Here is a 20933-nt window from a genome sequence, read left to right on the forward strand (position 1 = left end):
ACGGCGACGCTCCCGCATAGCGTCCCGCGCCATGATCAAGCCCTCGCTCACGGCGCTCGCTGCCGTCCTCGCCCTTTCGACCCCGGCCATGGCGGAAAAACTCACCCCACAGCGCGTGTTCGCCGACCCCAGCCTGAGCGGCCCGACCGCCAAGGGCGTGGCCTTGTCGCCGGACGGCAAGCGCGTCACCTACCTGAAGGGCAAGGCCGAGGCGGCCAATGTCCAGGACCTGTGGGCGGCCGACGTAAAGGGCGGCGAGCCCTATCGCCTGATCGACTCGGCGACCCTGTCGTCGGGCGCCAAGGAGCTGTCGGAAGCCGAGAAGGCCCGTCGCGAACGCGCCCGCGTCTCGGCCCGCGGCATCGTCGAATATAGCTGGGACAAGCAGGGCCGCTTTATCCTCGTCCCCCTGGATGGCGACCTCTATCTGGACAGCATCGCCGACGGGAAGGTCACCCGCCTGACCGAAACCCCGGGCGACGAAGTCGACGCCAAGGTCTCGCCCAAGGGCGCGTACGTCAGCTACGTCCGCGACCAGAACCTCTATATAAAGCCGGTAAGCGGCGGGCCCGAGAAGGCCCTGACCACCGAGGGCAAGGACGCCCTGTCGTTCGGCGTCGCCGAGTTCATCGCCCAGGAAGAGCTCTCCCGCGCGACCGGCTACTGGTGGAGCCCGGACGAGGCCCATATCGTCTATGCCCGCGTCGATGAGAACGGCGTCGACATCGTGCCGCGCGCCGACATCGGCCCGACCGGCGCCACCGTGGTCAATCAGCGCTATCCGCGCGCGGGCCGCCCCAATGCCGTGGTCGACCTGTTCGTCCGCGACCTGGCCTCGGGCAAGGTGGTCCAGCTGGACCTCGGCGCGAACAAGGACATCTATGTCGCCCGTGTCGCCTGGGCCAAGGACGGCAAGACCGTCTATGTCCAGCGCTTGTCGCGCGATCAGAAGACCCTGGACCTGATCGCCTTCGACCCGGCCACCGGCGCCGGCAAGACGATCCTGACCGAGACCGACACCCACTTCATCGAGCTACTCGACAACTTCCGAGCGTTGCAGGATGGCACCTTCCTGTGGGGCTCGGAGCGGGACGGCAACAGCCACCTCTACCGCTACGCCGCCGATGGCAAGCTGATCGCCCAGATCACCAACGGCGACTGGCCGGTCGACAAGCTGGAAGGCGTCGACGAGGCCCGCAAGGTCGCCATCTTCGGCGCCTCGATGGACAGCCCGCTGGAGCGCCGCATCTATGAGGTCTCCTACGCCAAGCCTGGCAAGCCGAAGGCCCTGACCTCGGGCGGCGGCTGGTGGTCGGCCAAGGTCGCCGACGCGGGCGGCGCCTTCGCCGGATCCTACAGCGATCCCAAGACCCCGCCGCAGACCGCGCTCTATTCGGCCGACGGCAAGCGGGTCCGCTGGATCGAGGAGAACAAGCTGGCCGAGGGCCACGCCTACTGGCCCTACGCCTCGACCCTGCCGGTTCCGGAGTACGGCTCGCTGAAGGCGGCCGACGGTTCGGCGCTCTACTATGAGATCCTAAAGCCGACCGGCTTCGATCCGGCCAAGAAGTATCCAGCCATCGTCTCGGTCTATGGCGGCCCGCACGCCCAGCGCGTCACCAAGGGCTGGCATAGCCCGAACGAGCGCACCTATCTCGAAGCCGGCTATGTCGTCTTCAAGCTGGACAACCGCGGCAGCGGCAACCGCTCGGCGGCCTTCAAGCGCGCCCTCGACCGCAATCTCGGCACGGTCGAGGTCCAGGACCAGCTGCAGGGCGCCAAGTTCCTGCAGAGCCTGCCCTATGTCGATCCCGACAAGCTGGGCGTGATGGGCTGGTCGTACGGCGGCTTCATGACCCTGATGCTGCTGACGGCCGACAACACCCCGTTCAAGGCCGGCGCGGCCGGCGCACCGCCGACCGAGTGGGGCCTCTACGACACGGCCTATACCGAGCGCTACATGGGCACGCCCGCCGACAACAAGGCCGGCTACGCCTATTCGGACATCAACACCCGGCTGGACAAGCTGAAGCCCGGCAGCCTGCTGCTGCTGCACGGCATGGCCGACGACAACGTGATCTTCGAGAACAGCACCCGCGTCATCGCGGCCCTGCAGAAGAAGGCCATCCCATTCGAGATGGCGCTGTATCCCGGCGAGCGCCACAGCGCGCCGGGCAGCAAGACCAAGGGCCTCAGCGTGCTGAACACGCACCTGGAGTTCTTCGATCGCAAGCTGAAGGGCCAATAGGCTCTAAACCCTCGCGCGGCCCTGTCACACCGGGTGCGCGCGAGGCGCCTGCGACGGAATGCTCCACCCGCAAGCCGATTTGTCGCAGGCCTGAACCGCGAACCAAGCTCTACGTTCCGCCACAGTGGACTCCCGAGGAGCGCGCTGTGGCGAGAACGACCGAAGAAGCCATCGAGCAACTGATCGCGACCGTGAAGGAAGCGCTTGAGGACGGCCGCGCCTCGGCCTCGGAGCTCGAGGAATGGCTGCTGGCGGCGATCATGCTCGAAGAGATGGGGCTGGATGAACAGTGCGACGCGCGTGACGTCCGCACGTTATCCCGCTGGATGCTGACCGGCGCGACGCTGCACTAGCGACGCCGCCATTACGTCGAATTCACGTATCACGGGCTAGCCGCGCTACAGGCGTAGCGCTACACATGTAGCGGACACCGGATAGCGGAAGCCGCCATGATCGAATCCCTGCCCCGACGCGAACGCGAGGTCTTCGAGACCCTCTGTCGCCTGGAGACCGGCGCTGTCGCCAACGTGCGTAGCGCCCTGTCCGACCCAATCAGCGACTCGGCCATCCGCACCATGCTCTCGCGCCTGGAGGCCAAGGGCCTGGTAGAGCGCGAGGCCGGTCCCGACGGCTTCGTCTACCGCCCCGCCCCGCGCCCCGAGGCCGTCGCGGCCAGCGCGCTGAAGCGGGTGATCGACACCTTCTTCGCCGGCTCGGCCGCCAGCGCCGCCACCGCCCTCCTGGGCCTGGCCCAGCGCCTGACCACCGAGGAAGCCGCGGCCCTGGAGCGGGTCATCGACAAGGCTGTGGAGCGCAAGCCATGACCTGGACGCTTCTCCTTTCGCTGCTGATCAAGTCAAGCGTCGTCGCCGGCGCGGGCCTGGCCTGCGCCCGCTTTCTGGCCCAGCGCCCGGTAGATCGCGTGGACATCCTGCGGGCCACGGTCGGTCTGCTACTGGCCATCCCCGTGATCATGAACGTGCTGCCGGCGCTGGACCTGGCCCTGCTGCCGCCGATCGCGCCCTACTTCCCCGTAGAAGGCGCGGCCATGGCCAACGCCGCCGCGCCGGCCCCCGCCGCCCTGTCCTGGCCGCCCTCGGCCAGTCTGGTTGGCGGCCTGTGGCTGCTGGGCGTGGCCGCCGTGATCGGCCAACTGCTGCTGGGCCTTAAGACTCTCGACCGCTGGACCCGCCAGGGCCGTCCGGTCGAGCACGAGGCCTGGCTGGAGCCGCTGGAAGACCTGTCGCCCGAGGAAGACCGTCCGCGCCTGATCGCCAGCGAACGCATCAGCAGTCCGCTGAGCTGGGGCGTCGCGCCCGGCTTCATCGTCGTCGATACCGCCAGCCTGGACGAGCGTCACGCCGCCCGCGCCATCCTGGCCCATGAGCTAGCCCACCTGCGCCGTCAGGACTGGATCTTCCTGGTCCTGTCCCGCCTGGCCCTGGCGGTGTTCTGGTTCAACCCGCTGGTCTGGCGCCTGCACGCCGCACTGGCCGAACGCTCGGAAGAGACCGCCGACACCATCGCGCTCGAGGCCGTCGACCGCACCCTCTACGCCCGGACGCTGGTGCGTCTGGCCGCCCATCATCCCGCCCGCCTGATGAGCCCGCGTCCCGCAACCGCGATGGCCGCCAGCGCCCGCACGCTGAAGACAAGGATCGCCCACATCATGACCGACACCGCTTCACGCCGCCGCCCCGTGACCGTCGCCCTCAGCGTCATCGCCCTGGCCGCCGTCGCCACGCCGCTGGCCGCCCTGGGCCTGACGCACCAGGAATGGGTCGCCCCACCACCGCCTCCAGCACCCCCAGCCCCGCCTGCGGCGATGGCCGCCCGTCCGGCTCCGCCCGCGCCACCGGTCAGCGCGCCCGCCGCCCCGGCCCCGCCAGCGCCTCCCGCTACTCCGCCGGCCCCGCCCGCCTACACGTCGGGCTACGCCTATAGCTACTACCGTGTCCCAACGGACGCTGAGCGACTGGCTGCCGACCAGGCGCGCGCCGAGGCCGATCAAGCGCGTGTCGAGGCCAACCAGGCCCGCATCGAGGCCGACGTGATGCGGCGCCAGGCCGACCAGAGCCACATCCGCGCCGACGAGGCCCGCGCGCAGGCCGACATCGCCCGCCAAGCCGCCGAGGGCGCGCGGATCGGCGCCGAACAGGCCCGTCTCGCCGGCGAACAGGCTCGCATCATCGGCGAACGCGCGCGCGAGCAGGCCATGCGCCAGGTGGCCAACGCCCGCATTCACATGGCCAATGGCGCCGTGCAGATGCGGCGCGGCGCCCAGCAGATGCGCGAGGAAGCCGTCCGCCTGCGCGACCCGGCCTATCGCGCCAAGCAGATCGCCGAGAACCGCGAGCGCGGCGGCGACGTCACCGATGCCGAACTGCGCGATCTGGCCGAGACGCTCCCGGACAAGGCCAAGGACATGGAGCGTCGCGCCGACGAGCTGGAAGCCCGGTCGCGCAACCCGAGCTAAACCAGCGATCGGTTGCGACAACGGCGCTTGACTTCCGTAGCGAAAGAAAACGAACTTCTTTCGTATGACGCTCTACACCGACCTGATCGCCGCCGTCGCCGCCACCGAGTCCGGCTTTTCCGCCTTCGTCACTGACGACTGGAAGCAGGGCCGCACCACCTATGGCGGCCTCTCAGCGGCGCTCTGCGTCGAGGCCGCCTTGCGGACCTTCCCGGAGGCGCCGCCCCTGCGCTCGGCCCAGTTCGCCTTCGTCGGCCCCGCCTCCGGCGAACTGGCGATCCAGGTCAAGCCGCTGCGGCAGGGCAAGTCGACCCTGTTCGTCGCCGTCGACCTGGTCGGCGAACAGGGCGTGGCCACCCACGGGGTCCTGACCTTCGGCGCGGCCCGAACCTCGACGCTGTCGTACAGCGAGGTCCCCGCCCCGGATGTCGCCGCGCCCGAGGCCTGCGAGTCCTTCTTCCCGGAAAGCCGCCAGGGCGCACCGCACTTCTCGGCCCAGTTCGAAGTGCGCAAGGCCGGCGGCACGCGACCGCTGGCCGGCGGAGAGCCCGAATATCTACTTTGGATCCGCCATCGCGATCCCGCCGCCCGCTCGCTGTCGGCCTTGATCGCCCTGGCCGACATGCCGCCGCCCCCGGCCATGGCGCTGTTCACCCAGTTCGGTCCGATCTCGACCATGACCTGGGCCATGGACGTGGTGGGTCTGCCGGATGAGGGCGACGACGGCTGGCGTTTGCTGCGCACCAAGGCCGAGACCGTCGGCGAGGGCTATTCGACCCAGGAAATGCACCTGTGGGACAGGAACGGCCGCCCGCTGGTCCTGGCGCGCCAGAACGTGGCGGTTTTCGTCTGAACCTTCCTTTATCCGATCTCCCCGGCGAACGCCGGGGCCCAGATCGAACCCACGAGCGCTTGACGGACTGAAGGGGGCGTATCTCGGATCATCCCCAACCGCTCAGGCCGAACCTGGGTCCCGGCGTTCGCCGGGAAGATCGGAAGAGGGGGCAAATCAGAACTTCCTGCACGGACGTTCTCTGAAGCCTTGGCGAACGCGGATTTTTGACCTCATCCTCACCGCCGCGCACGCAGAGTCGAGGCGCGTTCGGGGAAACGTCCATGACCAAGTTCGCCTGCCTCCCTTCCGTGTATCTGGCCGGCGCGGCCGCCCTCGCCCTGCTCGCCGGAACCGCGCAAGCCCAGACCGCCGAACAGGCGACCAAGGCCTATCTGGCGGTCATCAAGGACAGGAACCCGACGCTGCATGCGGTGATCGCCACCAATCCCAACGCCGTGGCCGACGCCAAGGCGCTGGACGCCGAGCGCAAGGCCGGCAAGGTCCGCTCCGCCCTGCACGGCGCGCCGATCCTGCTGAAGGACAATATCGAGAGCGCCGGCCCGCTGCCAACGACCGCCGGCTCCCTGGCGCTGAAGGACAACATCACCGGCCGCGACGCTCCGATCGCCAGGCGCCTGCGCGACGCGGGTCTGGTCATGCTGGGCAAGGCCAACCTGTCGGAATGGGCCAATATCCGCTCGGGCAAGTCGATCAGCGGCTGGAGCGCGGTCGGCGGCACGGTGCGCAACCCCTATGTCCTGGATCGCAGCGCCTGTGGCTCGTCCAGCGGTTCGGGCGCGGCGGTGGCGGCGGGCCTGGCCCCCCTGGCCATCGGCACCGAGACCGACGGCTCGATCACCTGCCCGGCGGCGATCAACGGTCTGGTGGGCCTAAAGCCAACCGTGGGTCTGGTCTCGCGCACCTATATCGTGCCGATCAGCCACAGCCAGGACACCGCCGGCCCGATGACCACCACGGTCGAGGACGCCGCCAAGGTCCTGACCATCATCGCCGGCAGCGATCCCGCCGATCCCGCGACGAAGGAAGCTGACGCCCGCAAGAGCGACTATGCCGCAGGCCTCTCCAAGGACGCGCTGAAAGGCGTCAAGCTGGCCGTGGCGCGGTTCTACACCGGCTATTCGCCCAAGACCGACGCGGTGTTCGAGGCGGCGCTGAAGGACCTGCAGGCCCAGGGCGCGATCCTGGTCGACGTGAAGGACTTCGACGAAGGCCCGATCGGCAAGGCCGAGGGCGTGGTCCTCTATACCGAACTGAAGGCCGACATGGCCGCCTATCTCGGCTCCACCGATCCAAAGAAGGTCCCCAGCCGCACCCTGGCCGACCTGATCGCCTTCAACAAGGCGACCCCTAAGGAGTTCGAATGGTTCGGCCAGGAGAGTTTCGAGCGCGCCGAAAAGACCAAGGGTCTCGCCGATCCCGACTACCTGAAGGCCCTGGCGGATTCGAAGCGGCTGGCCGGTCCGGAAGGCATCGACAAGATCCTGAAGGACACCGGCGCGGTAGCGATTATCGCCCCGACCACCGGTCCGGCCTGGACCATCGATCCGCTAAACGGCGACAACTATGGCGGCTCGTCGACCACCCTCCCCGCCGTGGCCGGCTATCCGCACCTGACCGTGCCGATGGGCGCCGTCACCGGCTTGCCGGTCGGGCTGTCGTTCATCGGTCCGGCCTGGAGCGAGAAGCTGCTGCTGAACCTGGGCTACGCCTACGAGCAGGCTACGCATCACCGCAAGCCGCCGACTTTCTTGAAGACGATCGCGCCGTAAGGGATCAACCCCACGGAGAGATTGTCGCCGCCTCGCTTTCGACATATTACGTTTGTAATTGAAGAAAACGCATAAAGGGAGGCGACCATGGCTCATCGCACGCTTCGGTTCACGGGGGTCGGCGCGCTGTCGCTGGCCCTGGTCGGGTCCAGCGCCTCGCCGGGCCTGGCCCTGCCTCGCCCGCCGATCCAGGATGGCGCCGTCACCCCGGACGCCTGCGCGGCTTTGGGCTTCGCCGCCGCGCCATCGCGCGAGGACGTCCGCATGACGGCAACCCGCAAGGTCGGCATTGCGCGGTCCGGTCAGGCGATGCACGAGTCGCGGGCGCAGGTCGCTCCCGGACCGCCCCCGCCGCCGTTGCCGATCCCCCCGGTCCAGCGTCGCCTGGAGCCCGCCCTCGCCTATGCCGCCCCCCCGATCATCAGCGGCGTTCCGCCCGTTCCACGCGGCGTGCCGCCCCAACAGCAGGACACCGAGCGCTACCCCGGCGCGGCCTCCAATCCGGTCAAGCGCGTGGCCGAGGAGCCGGTCTCGACCTTTTCGATCGACGTCGACACGGCGGCCTACGCCAACACCCGCCGCTTCCTGAACGACGGCAGCGCGCCGCCGCGCGCCGCCGTCCGGGTCGAGGAGCTGGTGAACTATTTCGACTACGGCTACGCCCGACCGGCCAGCGCCCAGACGCCGTTCCGGGCCACGGTGGCGGTCACGCCCTCGCCGTGGGCGCAACAACGCCAGATCGTCCATATCGGCCTGCAGGGCTACGCCGCGCCGCGCGCCGACGCGCCGCCGCTGAACCTGGTGTTCCTGGTCGACACCTCGGGCTCGATGATGGGCGAGGATCGCCTGCCGCTGGCCCGCAAGGCGCTGAACGTGCTGATCGACCAGCTGCGGCCGCAGGACCGCGTGGCCATGGTCGCCTATGCCGGCTCGGCCGGCGCGGTGCTGGCCCCGACCGACGGCCGCTCGAAGCTGAAGATGCGCTGCGCCCTCGGGGCCTTGCAGGCCGGCGGCTCGACGGCGGGCGGCCAAGGCCTGGAACTGGCCTACGGCCTGGCCAAGCAGAACTTCACCAATGGCTCGGTCAACCGCGTGATCCTGGTCACCGACGGCGACTTCAATGTCGGCATTTCGGACCCCGCAAGGCTGAAGGACTTCGTCGCCGACCAGCGCAAGAGCGGCGTCTACCTGTCGGTCTATGGCTTCGGCCGGGGCAACTACAACGACACGATGATGCAGGCCCTGGCCCAGAACGGAAACGGCGTGGCCGCCTATGTCGACACCCTGAATGAGGCCCGCAAGCTGCTACGCGACGACTTCCAGGCCAGCCTGTTCCCCATCGCCGACGACGTGAAGATCCAGGTCGAATTCAATCCCGCGCGGGTCAGCGAGTACCGGCTGATCGGCTACGAGACCCGACTGCTGAACCGCGAGGACTTCAACAACGACCAGGTGGATGCGGGCGAGGTCGGCGCCGGGGCTTCGGTGACGGCGCTCTACGAGATCACCCCCGCCGGCGCGCGGCCGTCGTCGGATCCGCTGCGCTATGGCGACAAGGCCACGCCCGTCTCAACGTCGGGCGAACTGGCCTTCCTGAAGCTGCGCTACAAGCCGCCGGGCGGGAAGGATTCGAAGCTGATCGAAAGGCCGATCGGGGCCGCGGACACCTACGCCACGCTGGCGGCCGCGCCGGAGGCGACCCGCTTCGCCGTGGCGGTCGCCGCCTATGGCCAGAAGCTGCGCGGCGATCCGTGGCTGGACGAAGGCTTCGGCTGGCCGGCCATCACCGCCCTGGCCCAGGGCGCGCGGGGCGCTGATCCGGACGGCCTCCGCGCAGAGTTCGTGCAGCTGACCAAGGCGGCCGAGGACGTGAAGGCGCGCTAGAGCATGGCAGCCGAAAGTGTGAGCGGTTTCGGCGCCCGCCACGCTCTAAATGTTTGAGATAGAGCCTGTCCGTTTCTGATGATTCCATCAGAAACGGACAGGCTCTAAGCGCCGCCGGCTACGGGACCTTCGGCCGAATGACGTCGATCGGCGGCGGGGGCGGCGTCACCTTGTGCCGGTTCGGGGCCGAAGGCGGCGGCGGGCCGGCCGGCGGATAATACGGAATGTACGGCCTTTGCGGGGCGCAGGCCGCCAGGGCCGTCGTCGCCAGGACCAGAAGACAAACGGTTCTCAGCATCGACGGCCGCCGGCGGCGGCCGGGCCGAACAGGCCCGTGCCCGAGCGGAAGCAGTAGTTCTCGTAGCGCGGATCCCAGACGTCGGTCCGGCCGTCGGCGCGGGTGAACTGGTAGCGCTCGCCCCGATCGTCACGACCGCTGAGCGTCACCTGACCCGGACGGTCAGAGGTCACGCCGTAGGACTCGCGGGTCAGTCCATCGACCGCACAGGACGACACCAGGCCCGGCCGGCTGAGGTCGCCCGACAGGCCCGCGGCCGAGCCGGTCTGGGCGTTATAGGCGGCCACGTCCGTGCCGCCGCCGCGTTGGCCGCCGACGAATACCTGGGTGCCGGTGGCGCTGTCGTAGGTCATGATGTCCGGCGCCTGGCCGGCGATCGGCGCGCCGCAGATGTCGCGGCGCTTTGGGGCATAGCCTTGCGGCTGCCCCTGAGGCGCGGAGAAGGTCGGCTGATAGCCGCCCCCGCCCTGCTGGGCGAAGGCCTGCGTCGAGATCAGGGTCGAGGCCGCGACAGCGGCGACGACCAGACCATGGGCCAGCTTGCTCATTTGGGGGCTCCCCCTTGTTGCGGCGCCGGGGACCGAGGCGGTGGCGCGCCCGCCAGGCCCGTCGCGGCGGCGTCATTGGCCAGGTCGGCGGGCCCCGAGCCCATGGCCAGCGGCGCGGGACCGATTGACGGGGCCGGCCAGTAGGTTTCGTAGTCGAGACGGGCGCGGTCGCGCTGGGTGCGGTAAAGCTCCGGCGCCTCGAACCACGGGCGGCAGGTCAGCTCGCCGTCGAAGAAGCCGCTGACCAGGGCCTTGCAGCCTTCGGGACGGGCATAGATGCGATTGTCGACCGCCCGGATCTGGCCGCCGGCGTCGGCATAGATGCCCGAGCGCATGACGCCCACGATCTTGTTGTTGGCGGCGTAGACGATGCCCGAGGCGACATAGAGGCCGACATCGGTCGCCTCCAGCTCGCCCTCGTTCAGGCGCAGGTTGCCGTTCTCGACCGTCACGGCCCAGTCGCTGTCGCGGACCACCGGACGCAGCAGGGTCGTCTCGTCGCCGCCGCCGATATAGACGCCGCGCGAGAAGCCATCGACGTACAGGCCATCGATGGTCACCAACTGCTGGCGGTTCATGCCGCTGAGCACGAAGCCGGCCGAGTTGCGGGTGCGCGAGGAGCCGGTCCAGTCGCCCAGGCGGACGATGCGGATGTCGCGCAGGCGGCTGTCGCCGGAGGTCTCGAAGGCCCCGCCGATGGCGGCGGCGGCGATCTCGACATCCTGGGCCATGATCGTGCCGGTGGCCTTGACCACCGCCGAGCGGGTGCGGCCGATGAAGGCCACGCCGGCCAACTCGATCCGGCTGTCGCCGACGTCGAAGGCCGAGGCGTCGCCGTCATAGCGTACCGTGACGTTCTTCAGGGCGATCTCGGTGGCCCGGCCGGTGATGCACGAGGACGAACCGGCGCGCGAGGCCTCGATGCCAAGACCCTCCAACACGACGTACTGCACGCCCGGCTGGATGCGGATGCAGGGCTGTCCGGCCGGGGCCACCAGGATCGGACGATCCAGGCTGGGCGCGTAGTTTCGCACGACGATGCTGACCGACTGGGTGATGTTCAGCGAGTCGACGCAGGCCCCGCCGTTGGTCGAGGTCAGGGTCAGGGTGTCGCCGTCGTAGAGCCGCGCCAGGGTCTGCGAGACCTGGCCCGGATAGGCGTAATCGCAGTTGATCTCGCGCGGCGCATAGCCGCCGCCGTAGCCGGGACCATAACCGCCGCCCGCCACGCAGCGGCCGCGCGAGCGGTAGTAGCCACGGGCGCAGGGGCGCGGCTTGGCGTAGCGCACCTTGCAGCCCTGCGAGAGGTTCGGCTGGATCAGAAGGCCGAAGCACGGGCGGATCTGCTGGTCGATCCTGGCGTCCGGCGAGGCGATCGCGATCTCGGGCGCGGCGGCCGCGACGCCGAGGATCAGGGCGGCCCAAAGCGCCAGCAGGCGGCTGAGGCTGCGCATCTAGAAGTCCCTTTCGCTGTACGGACGGCCGCGATCGGCCGCGGGCCGAGGCGGACGCGAGACCTGGGCCAACAACTGCTGCAGCCGATACGCCGACGGCTTGAAGCCCGAGAGCGCCCCGTCGATCTGGTAGACCACCGCCTTGGCGCGATCCTGGTCGGCCACGCCCTGCAGGCCCAGGGAGAAGAAGGTCGACATGGCGTACTTGGCCTCGGCCGAGCCCTGGCGTTCGGCCTCTTCGTACCAGTGATAGGCCCGGGCGTAGTCGCGCGGGACGCCGACGCCTTCGGAGTACATCACCGCCAGCACCAGCTGAGCCTTGGACGAGCCGTTGACCGCCGCGAACTGGATGGCCCGCACCTTCTCGATCGACGACAGGCGGCCATTGGCCGGTCGGCCCAGCATGGCTTCCAGGCTCTGGGCGTCGTTGACGCTGAGCAGCTTCTCGTCGAGCACCGCCGAAGGAATCACGCGCAGGTAAGTCAGCGCCTCGGCCACGTGGACGAAGGGCAGTTCGTTGATCCGGCTCAGCGCCGCCTCGCGCGCCTCGCCCGACAGGTCGGACTCGTCGGAATGCGGCACGCCCGAGTCGGGCGATTCCGGCGGATAGAACTCGTAGGGCGGGATCCAGCGCTTGGCCTTGGTCTCGACGAACGAGCCGTAGGAAGCCCGCTGCGGCGAGCTGCGCTCGAAGTCCTTGAGCATGACATAGGCCGACACGTCGCCGGTCTGCACCGCCAGATAGTTGTAGAGATAGGCGTCGACGTCGTTGCGACGGAACAGGTCCAAGGCGGCCGGCGCGCCCGGCTGGCTGGGCTTGCCGTAGGCCGCGATGGCCTGGAGGTTGTCGGATGGCTCGCCGAACGGGCCGAAATAGGCGTCGTGGATGCGCGCCAGGGTGCGGAAACCGTCGGCGCCCTGGGCCGACAGCACGTAGATCACCCGGTTGCGGACCTTCTCGCGCTCTTCGGTCGACATGCGCGAGAGAAGCCGATCAAGGGCGAAATAGGCGCTGCGGCGCTCGAAGGCGCGGCAGTCGTCGAAGCGCGACACAGCCTTCGATTCGGAGCCTCGACGCTCATAGGACGAGATCGGCGCGTAGCCGCCAGCATTGGACAGGGCCATGGCGTACCAGACGGCCGCCTCGACCGGATCCTCGAGGTTCTTGTCGACCGCGCGCTGACCTTCATAGCGGCGGGCCAGCTCCAGCTGGGCGAAGAAGTCGCCGCGGAAGCCGCCCTGGCGCAGGGCGCGAATCTCTTGCTGCTGCTGATTGAATTGGCCCGAAACGCCCTGCGCCGCCTGCGGTCGCGGGCATGCGCTGGCGCGCTTGTGGAACCAGAAGCTGGGTCCTGTGTCGCAGCCCACCAGAGGGATCACCACCGCCGCCACCAACGCGCCCACGGGGGCACGGCGCAGCAGGACGGCGCGGCTGGCGAACACGCGCTCGGCCGCTGCACGGAGCATCCGAAGGCGCGCAAATGCGTCGCCGGCCTCGCGCATGAATCCCCCTTCAGCCCAGCCCGTTAACCATAAAACAACGATCTCTCATGTGCCTGGGATCGGCTACTGTCAAGGTCAGCCAAACCCACCGGCCAATGAAGACTTTGTCACGACAGTCTGGGTTCGCCCGGCAGGCGAATTTCCCGGATTTCGCGCGACTTCACCGCGCACGGAACATCTTCCCAAACATCGAGAAGCCGGCAGCTAACCTCGTTAGCTGCCGGCTTCAGTGTATCGACGGAAGACGAAGATTCGACGAAATCAGCGTCCGGTCGGCATGTCCTTGAACGCCACGTCCTTGTCGACGCGCACATCGCCGGGCAGGCCCAGCACCCGTTCGGCGATGATGTTCTTGAGGATCTCGTCGGTGCCGCCAGCGATGCGCAGACCCGGGGCCCACATCAGGCTCTGCTGGAACGCCGCCTCGGCCGGGGCATGGTCGGGATCGACGAGGATCCCGTACTGGTCCTCCATCTCGACGGCGGTGTTGGCCATCTCCTGCAGCTGATTGGCCGAGATGATCTTGCCGATCGAGCTTTCGGGTCCCGGCGTCTGGCCGCGCGACAGGGCGGTCATGGTCCGGAAGCGGGTGAACTTCAGGCCCTCGGACTGGACATACCAGTCGGCGATCTTCTCGCGGAACGCCTGGTCCTTGATCGCCGGGCCGGTGGGACCGGTGAGATCCCGCGCCAGCTTCATGACCTCGCGATAATTGGGACCGGCCGAGCCGCCGACCGCCAGGCGTTCATTCATCAGCGTGACCAGAGCCACCTTCCAGCCGTCGCCGACCTCGCCCAGGCGCTGACTGTCCTTGACCCGCAGGTCGGTGAAATAGACCTCGTTGAACTCGCGGCCGCCCGACATCTGGTGGATCGGCCGGCACTCGACGGCGGCGTCCTTCATGTCGATCCAGAACATGGTCAGGCCCTTGTGCTTGGGCACGTCCGGGTCCGTCCGCGTGAGCAGGATGCCGTAGTCACAGTAGTGGGCGCCGGTGGTCCAGACCTTCTGGCCGTTGATCACCCACTCATCGCCGTCTTTCACGGCGCGGGTGCGCAGCGCCGCCACGTCGGAGCCGCCTGCCGGCTCGGAGAACAGCTGGCACCAGATCTCCTCGCCCTTCACGGCGGGAGAGACGAAGCGCTTCTTGGTCTCGCTGTCGGAGAAGGCCATGACCGTGGGCACGCACATGCCCAGGCCGATCGTGAAGTAGCCGTAGCCCAGGCCCGCCTTGCCCTCTTCCTGGCCGAAGATCACCGACTGGATCGGCGTGCCGCCGCCCCCGCCGATTGCCGCGGGCCAGGTGATGCAGGCATAGCCGGCGGCGGCCTTGGTCGCCTGCCAGTCCTTGGCGGCGGCCATGTGCTCGGCCGTGTTGGGCTTGAGTTCGCCGAACTTGGCGCGGTGCGCGGCGGCGTTCTCGGCCAGCCAGGCGCGAGCTTTCTCGCGGTAGGCGGCTTCTTCGGGGGAGTCGTTGAAATCCATTTTCGTTTCCTCGCCTTACGCCGCGTTCTTCTTCTCGAGTTCGCTCACCAGCCGCTCTTTCCAGAGCTTGGGCGCGCCGGCCACCAGGCTCAGCTGCCGCGAGCGGCGGTAGTAGAGGTGGCAGTCGACGTCCCAGGTGAAGCCCATGCCGCCATGCACCTGGATGTTCTCCTTGCTAGCGAACCAGAAGGCGTCCGAGGCGGCGATGCGGGCGGCCGAGGCCGCGATCGGCAGCTCGGGCGCGTCGTCGTTCAGGGCCCAGGCGCCGTAATAGGCGTTGGAGCGGGCGACCTCGTTCTTGACGTACATGTCGGCCAGCTTGTGCTTGATCGCCTGGTAGCCGGCGATCACGCGGCCAAAGGCGTAGCGGCCCAGGGCGTACTCCTTGGCCATTTCCAGGCAGCGGTCGGCGCCGCCCAGCTGTTCGAAGGCCAGCAGCACGGCGGCGCGGTCCAGAATGGCCTGGACGATGTCGAAGCCGGCCCCAGCCTCCCCCACCCGCTCGGCGATCGCGCCGTCGAAGACGATCTTGGCCACGCCCCGCGTGGGATCGAGGCTCTTCAGGGTCTCGCGCGTCACGCCCGCGCCGGTCAGATCGACCAGGAACAGGCCCGGACGGCCGCCCTCGCTGGCCAGCACCAAGGCGGAGTGAGCGACATCGCCGTCGGTGACCGGGATCTTGGCGCCCGAGAGCTTGCCGCCCTCTACCCGGCACTGCAGCGTGTTGGGACCCACGACGCCCGGACCTTCGGAGGTCGCCAGGCAACCGATCACCTCGCCGGCGGCGATGCGCGGCAGGATCGCGGCCTTCTGGCCATTCGTGCCGTGGGCCATGATCCCTTCGGCCAGGATATAGACGGTGGAGGCGAACGGGATCGGCGCGACGGCGCGGCCAAGCTCCTCGGCGATAGCGCACAGCTCGATGCGGCCCAGGCCCAGACCGCCGTGCTCCTCGGGGATCGAGGCGCCCAGCCAGCCCTGCTCGGCCACGCCTTTCCAGAGTTTCTCGTCGAAGGAGCGGTCGGCATTATCGAGCACGCCGCGCACGACCGCCACGTCGCAATGGGCGGCGAGGAACTTGCGCGCCTCGTCCTTCAGGAACTTCTGGTCGTCGGAATAGTCGAAATCCACGAGCGTTCTCCCTGGACCGGACTCTGGTGGCCGATCTCGGGAAGCACACTGGACGACGTTCACGCGAAGGGAAAGATTGACCCGGCGTCAAGAATTTCAGGTTCTTATGCGCGTCTGTCAGCGCATTCGGACGTTACTCAACGGCATGGCCAAGACCGTCTTCCAGAAGAACCAGAGGGTGTGGGTCGAGAGCGTCGGCTGCTGGGCGACGGTCGACAAGATCGTGCCCATCTGGGCCAAGGGCTTCGACGAGCCGGTGCGGGTTACCTACGATGTCGGGCTGGGCCGCGAATTCCTGGCTCACGAGCTGAAGGCCGAGGACAAGATCGACCCTCAGGAAGGAGGCGTGACCTCCAACTGGCGTATCCTGCGGGCCCGCAACAAGTGGCAGCAAGAGAACGACTGCGCCCACCATCCCTATCCGGGCACCTATCCCGTGGTGGTCACGGACGCCCAAGACTGGGGCGGCTGGCGCACGCCGGGGGCCGAGTACGACCGCGACCCGCACAAGATGGAGCACCAGGCCCGGCTGATCGCCAGCGCCCCGCGCCTGCACGCCGTCGCCCGGGAATTGCTGACCCTTGTGGCCGACAATCCCGAGGACGCGCCGCCGGCCCTGACGGACCTGGCCCAGAAGATCGCGGCGATCGAGCGCTACCTGCAGGAAGCGCCCGCCGCCGGACCTGGCTCGGACTAGGTCGTAGTCACGATTTAGAAGCGCCGACCGAAGCCGACCGAGACGACCAGCGGGTCAAGCTTGACCTTGGACTTCAGGGCGCCGCCGTTGATCTTGGCGTCGGTGTCGAACCAGACCTTCTTGATGTCCAGGTTCAGGTTATAGGAGGCGTTGATCGGGATGTCCGCGCCGGCCTGCAGGGCGTAGCCGAAGCCGTTGTCCAGATCGACCGTGAAGCCGTTTTTGTCCTTGCTGCTGTAGAACAGCATGTAGTTCAGGCCAGCGCCCACGTAGGGGCTGAAGCGGGCGCCGGGCAGCGGGTGGTATTGCAGCGACACGACCGGCGGCAGCACCCAGGTCTTATGCACCTCGACGTCAGTCCCCGGGCCGACGGCCTTGACCGTGTGCTGGGTGGTGCCGGCGATCACCTCGACGGCCAGCTTGTCGGTAAGGAAATAGCTGAGGCCGATCGTCGGCTTGATGTCGTCATTGACGTCGGCCTTCAGGCCTGTGGCCGCGCCGGCGGCGGTCAGGATCGGGTCGCCAGCGTTCGGCGCCACGTCGGTCAGACGGACGTTCAGGACGATGTCGCCCTTGGCCTTGGGCGTGACGGGCTCGGCCGCGAAAGCGGGGGCGGCGCTCAGGCCAGCCGCCACGGTCAGGGCCAGGAAAAGTTTCGTGGTCATCGGTATCCCCTTTTCGACCTCGTTGTGTCGAAAGGGGTTTGCGCCCACGTCAGCCCGGTTTCGTTGACCCGGCTCAAGAAAAGACCACAAAAAGATTGCGGTTATTACGTAGTCACGTCGGGCCGGGCTTTGAAATTGCCCTGCTTCCAGGCCATCCAAAGCACCAAGATCGCCACCAGCGTGCCGACAACCATGGCCGGCAGCGAGGCCTCGGGACCGAAGGCGCCGCCGCTCAGGAACTCCGGCGCGCCCGGCTTTGGCTTGCTGACCAGCCAGCTCTCGGTGACCGGGATGCCCGACACCGAGGCCCCCCACACCCAGCCTTGGGTGAAATTCCAGGCAGCGTGGACGCCGACCGACATCCATAGGCGCCCGGTCAGCAGATAGAAGCCGGCGAGCATCAGTCCGGCCTCGACGGCGATGGCCGCGGCGGCGACCGGCGTGGCGTTGGGATTGGCCAGGTGCAACGCTCCGAACAGGGCCGCCTGCACAACCAGCGCCGGCCAGATCCCGAAGGCCCGCATCAGCAGGCGCAGCAGGATGGCGCGCATGATCAGCTCCTCCATGAAGCCGGACTCGATGGCCATGGCGATCGTGCCCCACACCGAGGCCGGGCGCGGACCGCTGATGTCATAGACGCCCAGCAGGTAGAGCCCGCCCACGGCCGCGCTCAGCATCAGCGCCCCGATCACAAGACCAATAGCCAGCTCGGCCGGCATTTGGCGAAGGTTCAGCTCCTCGGGCCAGCGGCCCTCGGCCAGTTTCACGACGACCGCGTAGAGGCCAAAGCCCGCGCAGCAGATCGCCAGCACTTCCAGGACTTCGAGAAGATGGCCGCCCTTCTTGAACATCGGGTTGGCCACAGCCTGGGCGCCCGCATAGACGACGCTGAACAGGACGAAGAGCAGGATCATCCAGGCCAACGCTCGCAGCCATCTCAGCGGTCCCGGATGCAGGAACCGCTGTCGCCCGACTTCCAGACCCGCCTGATCACTCGTGATTTCGTGCGTCATAGCCAAGCCCCTCCCGCCTTAACCCAGACGAGCACTGACCATTAATTCGGGCGCGGCCGTCAAGGTCCTCTCGCGGAGGCCGCCCCGGGCGACTAGGTTAGAGGAATGCGCACCGACACGCCCCAAGCCGTCCGTCTGGCGGACTATCGTCCGTTCCCGTTCGCCATCGAGACCACGCGACTGGTCTTCGAGCTGCATCCATCTCAGACCCGCGTCAAGGCTGAGCTCGCGGTGCGCCGGACCGGTGCGAAGGACGAACCGCTGGTGTTGAACGGCGAGCGGCTGAAGCTGGTGTCCGCAGCCGTGGACGGCCAGGCCCTGAGCGCCAACCAGTATGTGCTGGACGCCGAGCACCTGACGATACCGGATCTGCCGGACCAATTCGTCCTGACCACCGAGGTCGAGATCGATCCGTCGGCCAACAAGGCGCTGATGGGTCTCTACATGTCGGGCGGACGCTTCTGCACCCAGTGCGAGGCCGAGGGCTTCCGGACGATCACCTACTTCCCCGACCGACCAGACGTGCTGAGCCGCTACAGCGTGCGCATCGAGGCCGATCGCAAGTTCACGCACCTTCTCAGCAACGGCAACCTGATCGACTCGGGCGCCCTCGAGGACAATCGGTTCTTCGCCGAATGGGAGGACCCCTTCCCCAAGCCCTGCTACCTGTTCGCCTTGGTCGCTGGGCACCTGGACGTCCTGGTCGACAGGTTCATTACCATGAGCGGCCGCGAAGTGGCGCTGCGGGTCTTCGTCGACCCCGGCCAGGCCTCGCGCGCGGCCTATGCCCTCGACAGCCTGAAGCGGGCGATGAAATGGGACGAGGACACCTTCGGCCGCGAATACGACCTGGACCTGTTCATGATCGTCGCCGTGCGCGACTTCAATTTCGGCGCCATGGAGAACAAGGGGCTGAACATCTTCAACAGCTCCCTGCTGCTGGCTGATCCGCACACCGCCACCGACCTGGACTACGAGCGCATCGAGGCGGTCGTGGCGCACGAATATTTCCACAACTGGACCGGCAACCGCATCACCTGCCGCGACTGGTTCCAGCTCTGCCTGAAGGAGGGCTTCACCGTCTTCCGCGACCAGAGCTTCAGCGCCGACCAGCGCGGCGCGACGGTGGAGAGGATCAAGGGCGTCCGGGCTCTGCGCGCGCGCCAGTTCGCCGAGGACGCCGGCCCCCTCGCCCACCCGGTGCGGCCGTCCAGCTACATGAAGATCGACAACTTCTACACCGCGACGATCTACGAGAAGGGCTCGGAGATCATCCGCATGTTGAAGACCATCCTGGGCGCCGAGGCGTTTCGGAAGGGCAGCGATCTCTACTTCCAGCGCCACGATGGCCAGGCGACCACGGTCGAGGCCTTCATCGCCTGTTTCGCCGAGGCGTCGGGCCGCGACCTGTCGGACTTCTTCGGCTGGTACGAGCAGGCGGGTACGCCGGCCGTGACGATCGAGACGGCCTATGACGAGGCCGCCAAGGCCCTGACCTTGAACTTCACCCAGTCGACCGCACCGACGCCGGGCCAGCCCGACAAGAAGGCCCTGCCGATCCCGATCGCCATCGGCCTGCTGTCGGAGACCGGTGAGCCGCTGCGCGAAACTGAAGTGGTGCTGCTGGACAAGGACGCGCTGACAGTCCGCTGGGAGAACGTGCCCAGCAGGCCGATCCTGTCGGCCCTGCGCGGCTTCTCGGCCCCGGTGAACCTGTCGACCGACGCGCGACCGGCCGACCGCTACGTGCTGTTCGCCGCCGACCCGGATCTCTTCAACCGCTGGGAGGCCGGCCAGACCCTGGCCCGCGACCTGATCCTGGCCCGCGCCGCCGGGACGCCCGACGAAGTGGGCGAGGAACGCTACGCCGACGCGCTGGGCCGCGCCTTGGTCGACGACACCGCCGAGCCGGCCTTCAAGGCTTTGCTGCTGGCCCTGCCATCGGAGCAGGATCTGGCGCTGATGTCCGAGCCGGCCGAGCCCGCGGCCCTCCACGAGTCCCGCAAGACCCTGCGCACGCGCATCGCCGTCCACCTGGGGGACCTGCTGCGCCGCCTGCACGGCGAGATGCAGAGCGACGCCGAGTTCTCGGCCAGCGCCGAAGCCGCCGGTCGCCGCGCCCTGCGAAACGCCTGCGCCAACATGCTTTCGGCCGATCCCAGCGCCGACAACCTGTCGCGCCTGGTCGGCCACTACGCCGTCAGCGGCAACATGACCGATCAGATCGGCGCCCTGCAAGCCATGGTGGCCAGCGGCGACGCTCAGCGCGAGATCGCCCTGAACAATTTCCATGGCGTCTGGCGCAAGGAACCGCTGGTGCTCGACAAGTGGTTCTCCGTGCAGGCCCAGGACCCCTCGGAAAACGCGCTTGAGCGGGTGATCGCACTGACGAAACACCAGGACTTCGAGCCGACCAATCCTAACCGCCTGCGGGCCCTGGTCTCGACCTTCGCCAACTTCAATCCGGCGCGCTTCCATGATTCCAGGGGCGCGGGCTACCGTTTCCTGGCCGACCAGATCCTGGCCGTGGACAGCTTCAACCCGATGACGGCCGCGCGTCTGGTCGAGCCGCTTGGCAACTGGCGGCGCTACAAACCCGCGTTGGGCAGGCTGATGCGCGAACAACTGGAACGCGTCGCGGCCCACCCGGATCTGTCCAAGAACGTCCTCGAATTGGCGACCAAGGCGCTCGGCTAAGGCGCCTTTTCGAGACTCGTTCGGCCCTGAGTTGCGACCAATGGGCTCATACATGTCGAATCCGCCTTTCCGGCGGTGACGGAGCGGTTAGCGGTACGGTAGATTCATCAAGTCGGCGAAGTGACTCGCCCGAGGGCCCGTCCGTGACAGGCCTTTGACCAAGGTTGGAGCGCGCCCCCGCGCGCTCGGTGAATCCAGGAGCCGCGTGA

Annotated in this window: 15 protein-coding genes and 2 pseudogenes; 9 read left to right on the plus strand and 8 right to left on the minus strand. The window is 68.0% G+C overall.

Translation table 11 applies throughout. The annotated features are described in order from the left end of the window. Window positions 1-31: 31 nt before the first annotated feature. From CSW62_RS17570 to CSW62_RS17600, 7 genes and pseudogenes are all read left to right on the plus strand, one after another. Window positions 32-2248 carry a S9 family peptidase gene (locus tag CSW62_RS17570; RefSeq protein ID WP_099579991.1) on the plus strand — a complete coding sequence of 739 codons (2217 nt, stop codon included), beginning with the start codon at window positions 32-34 and terminating at the stop codon, window positions 2246-2248. A gap of 146 nt (window positions 2249-2394) precedes the next feature. Next, complete coding sequence (locus tag CSW62_RS17575) at window positions 2395-2601, plus strand: hypothetical protein (RefSeq protein WP_099579993.1); 207 nt, start codon at window positions 2395-2397, stop codon at window positions 2599-2601. Between the two features lie 96 nt (window positions 2602-2697). Next, window positions 2698-3072 carry a BlaI/MecI/CopY family transcriptional regulator gene (locus CSW62_RS17580; protein ID WP_099579995.1) on the plus strand — a complete coding sequence of 125 codons (375 nt, stop codon included), beginning with the start codon at window positions 2698-2700 and terminating at the stop codon, window positions 3070-3072. Next, complete coding sequence (locus CSW62_RS17585; protein ID WP_099579997.1) at window positions 3069-4724, plus strand: M56 family metallopeptidase; 1656 nt, start codon at window positions 3069-3071, stop codon at window positions 4722-4724. The genes CSW62_RS17580 and CSW62_RS17585 overlap by 4 nt, the downstream gene beginning before the upstream one ends. A gap of 64 nt (window positions 4725-4788) precedes the next feature. Beyond that, on the plus strand, window positions 4789-5577 hold the full coding sequence (locus tag CSW62_RS17590) for a thioesterase family protein (RefSeq protein WP_099579999.1): 789 nt from the start codon (window positions 4789-4791) through the stop codon (window positions 5575-5577). 181 nt (window positions 5578-5758) lie between these two features. Continuing rightward, window positions 5759-7349: pseudogene (locus CSW62_RS17595) on the plus strand (amidase). Between the two features lie 87 nt (window positions 7350-7436). Further along, window positions 7437-9233, plus strand: coding sequence for a VWA domain-containing protein (locus CSW62_RS17600; RefSeq protein WP_099580003.1), 1797 nt, complete (start codon window positions 7437-7439; stop codon window positions 9231-9233). 118 nt (window positions 9234-9351) lie between these two features. Here the strand turns inward: CSW62_RS17600 and CSW62_RS17605 are convergent, their stop codons facing one another. The 6 genes and pseudogenes from CSW62_RS17605 to CSW62_RS17630 all read right to left on the minus strand — a co-directional run bounded on the left by CSW62_RS17605 (window position 9352) and on the right by CSW62_RS17630 (window position 15652). After that, window positions 9352-9531 carry a hypothetical protein gene (locus CSW62_RS17605; RefSeq protein ID WP_099580006.1) on the minus strand — a complete coding sequence of 60 codons (180 nt, stop codon included), beginning with the start codon at window positions 9529-9531 and terminating at the stop codon, window positions 9352-9354. Further along, the gene (locus CSW62_RS17610) at window positions 9525-10079 is read right to left on the minus strand and encodes a hypothetical protein (RefSeq protein ID WP_099580009.1); all 555 of its coding nucleotides are present in this window, start codon (window positions 10077-10079) and stop codon (window positions 9525-9527) included. Before CSW62_RS17610 ends, CSW62_RS17605 begins: the two co-directional genes overlap by 7 nt. Next, entirely contained in the window at window positions 10076-11515 is a 1440-nt protein-coding gene (locus tag CSW62_RS17615; protein ID WP_369827554.1) for a hypothetical protein, read from the minus strand. Before CSW62_RS17615 ends, CSW62_RS17610 begins: the two co-directional genes overlap by 4 nt. Next, window positions 11403-13036: pseudogene (locus tag CSW62_RS17620) on the minus strand (tetratricopeptide repeat protein); the annotation flags it as partial. The pseudogene CSW62_RS17620 and the gene CSW62_RS17615, both read right to left, overlap by 113 nt. A 261-nt stretch (window positions 13037-13297) precedes the next feature. Then, a complete protein-coding gene (locus CSW62_RS17625) occupies window positions 13298-14521 on the minus strand; it encodes an acyl-CoA dehydrogenase family protein (protein WP_099580014.1) in 1224 nt (407 codons plus the stop codon). A gap of 15 nt (window positions 14522-14536) precedes the next feature. Continuing rightward, on the minus strand, window positions 14537-15652 hold the full coding sequence (locus CSW62_RS17630) for an acyl-CoA dehydrogenase family protein (protein ID WP_099580016.1): 1116 nt from the start codon (window positions 15650-15652) through the stop codon (window positions 14537-14539). 145 nt (window positions 15653-15797) lie between these two features. Between CSW62_RS17630 and CSW62_RS17635 the strand changes: the two genes are divergently transcribed. After that, window positions 15798-16349, plus strand: coding sequence for a hypothetical protein (locus CSW62_RS17635; RefSeq protein WP_099582341.1), 552 nt, complete (start codon window positions 15798-15800; stop codon window positions 16347-16349). Window positions 16350-16363: 14 nt separating this feature from the next. Here CSW62_RS17635 and CSW62_RS17640 read toward each other — a convergent pair whose 3' ends face one another. Continuing rightward, window positions 16364-17014 carry an OmpW family protein gene (locus tag CSW62_RS17640; RefSeq protein ID WP_099580018.1) on the minus strand — a complete coding sequence of 217 codons (651 nt, stop codon included), beginning with the start codon at window positions 17012-17014 and terminating at the stop codon, window positions 16364-16366. Between the two features lie 104 nt (window positions 17015-17118). Beyond that, the gene (locus CSW62_RS17645) at window positions 17119-18027 is read right to left on the minus strand and encodes a CPBP family intramembrane glutamic endopeptidase (protein ID WP_099580020.1); all 909 of its coding nucleotides are present in this window, start codon (window positions 18025-18027) and stop codon (window positions 17119-17121) included. Window positions 18028-18132: 105 nt separating this feature from the next. Between CSW62_RS17645 and pepN the strand changes: the two genes are divergently transcribed. Further along, window positions 18133-20724: an aminopeptidase N gene (gene pepN / locus CSW62_RS17650; protein ID WP_099580022.1), complete on the plus strand. Its 2592-nt coding sequence runs from the start codon at window positions 18133-18135 to the stop codon at window positions 20722-20724. Window positions 20725-20933 lie beyond the last annotated feature (209 nt).

The organism is Caulobacter sp. FWC2 (genome assembly GCF_002742625.1).
Classification (GTDB): domain Bacteria; phylum Pseudomonadota; class Alphaproteobacteria; order Caulobacterales; family Caulobacteraceae; genus Caulobacter.

Excerpts from the sequence above, each read along its gene's own strand:
- CSW62_RS17570 (WP_099579991.1), top strand. The coding sequence starts at position 32 with ATGATCAAGCCCTCGCTCACGGCGCTCGCTGCCGTCCTCGCCCTTTCG.
- CSW62_RS17580 (WP_099579995.1), top strand. The coding sequence starts at position 2,698 with ATGATCGAATCCCTGCCCCGACGCGAACGCGAGGTCTTCGAGACCCTC.
- CSW62_RS17585 (WP_099579997.1), top strand. The coding sequence starts at position 3,069 with ATGACCTGGACGCTTCTCCTTTCGCTGCTGATCAAGTCAAGCGTCGTC.
- CSW62_RS17590 (WP_099579999.1), top strand. The coding sequence starts at position 4,789 with ATGACGCTCTACACCGACCTGATCGCCGCCGTCGCCGCCACCGAGTCC.
- CSW62_RS17600 (WP_099580003.1), top strand. The coding sequence starts at position 7,437 with ATGGCTCATCGCACGCTTCGGTTCACGGGGGTCGGCGCGCTGTCGCTG.
- CSW62_RS17605 (WP_099580006.1), bottom strand. The coding sequence starts at position 9,531 with ATGCTGAGAACCGTTTGTCTTCTGGTCCTGGCGACGACGGCCCTGGCG.
- CSW62_RS17610 (WP_099580009.1), bottom strand. The coding sequence starts at position 10,079 with ATGAGCAAGCTGGCCCATGGTCTGGTCGTCGCCGCTGTCGCGGCCTCG.
- CSW62_RS17625 (WP_099580014.1), bottom strand. The coding sequence starts at position 14,521 with ATGGATTTCAACGACTCCCCCGAAGAAGCCGCCTACCGCGAGAAAGCT.
- CSW62_RS17635 (WP_099582341.1), top strand. The coding sequence starts at position 15,798 with ATGGCCAAGACCGTCTTCCAGAAGAACCAGAGGGTGTGGGTCGAGAGC.
- CSW62_RS17640 (WP_099580018.1), bottom strand. The coding sequence starts at position 17,014 with ATGACCACGAAACTTTTCCTGGCCCTGACCGTGGCGGCTGGCCTGAGC.
- CSW62_RS17645 (WP_099580020.1), bottom strand. The coding sequence starts at position 18,027 with ATGACGCACGAAATCACGAGTGATCAGGCGGGTCTGGAAGTCGGGCGA.
- pepN (WP_099580022.1), top strand. The coding sequence starts at position 18,133 with ATGCGCACCGACACGCCCCAAGCCGTCCGTCTGGCGGACTATCGTCCG.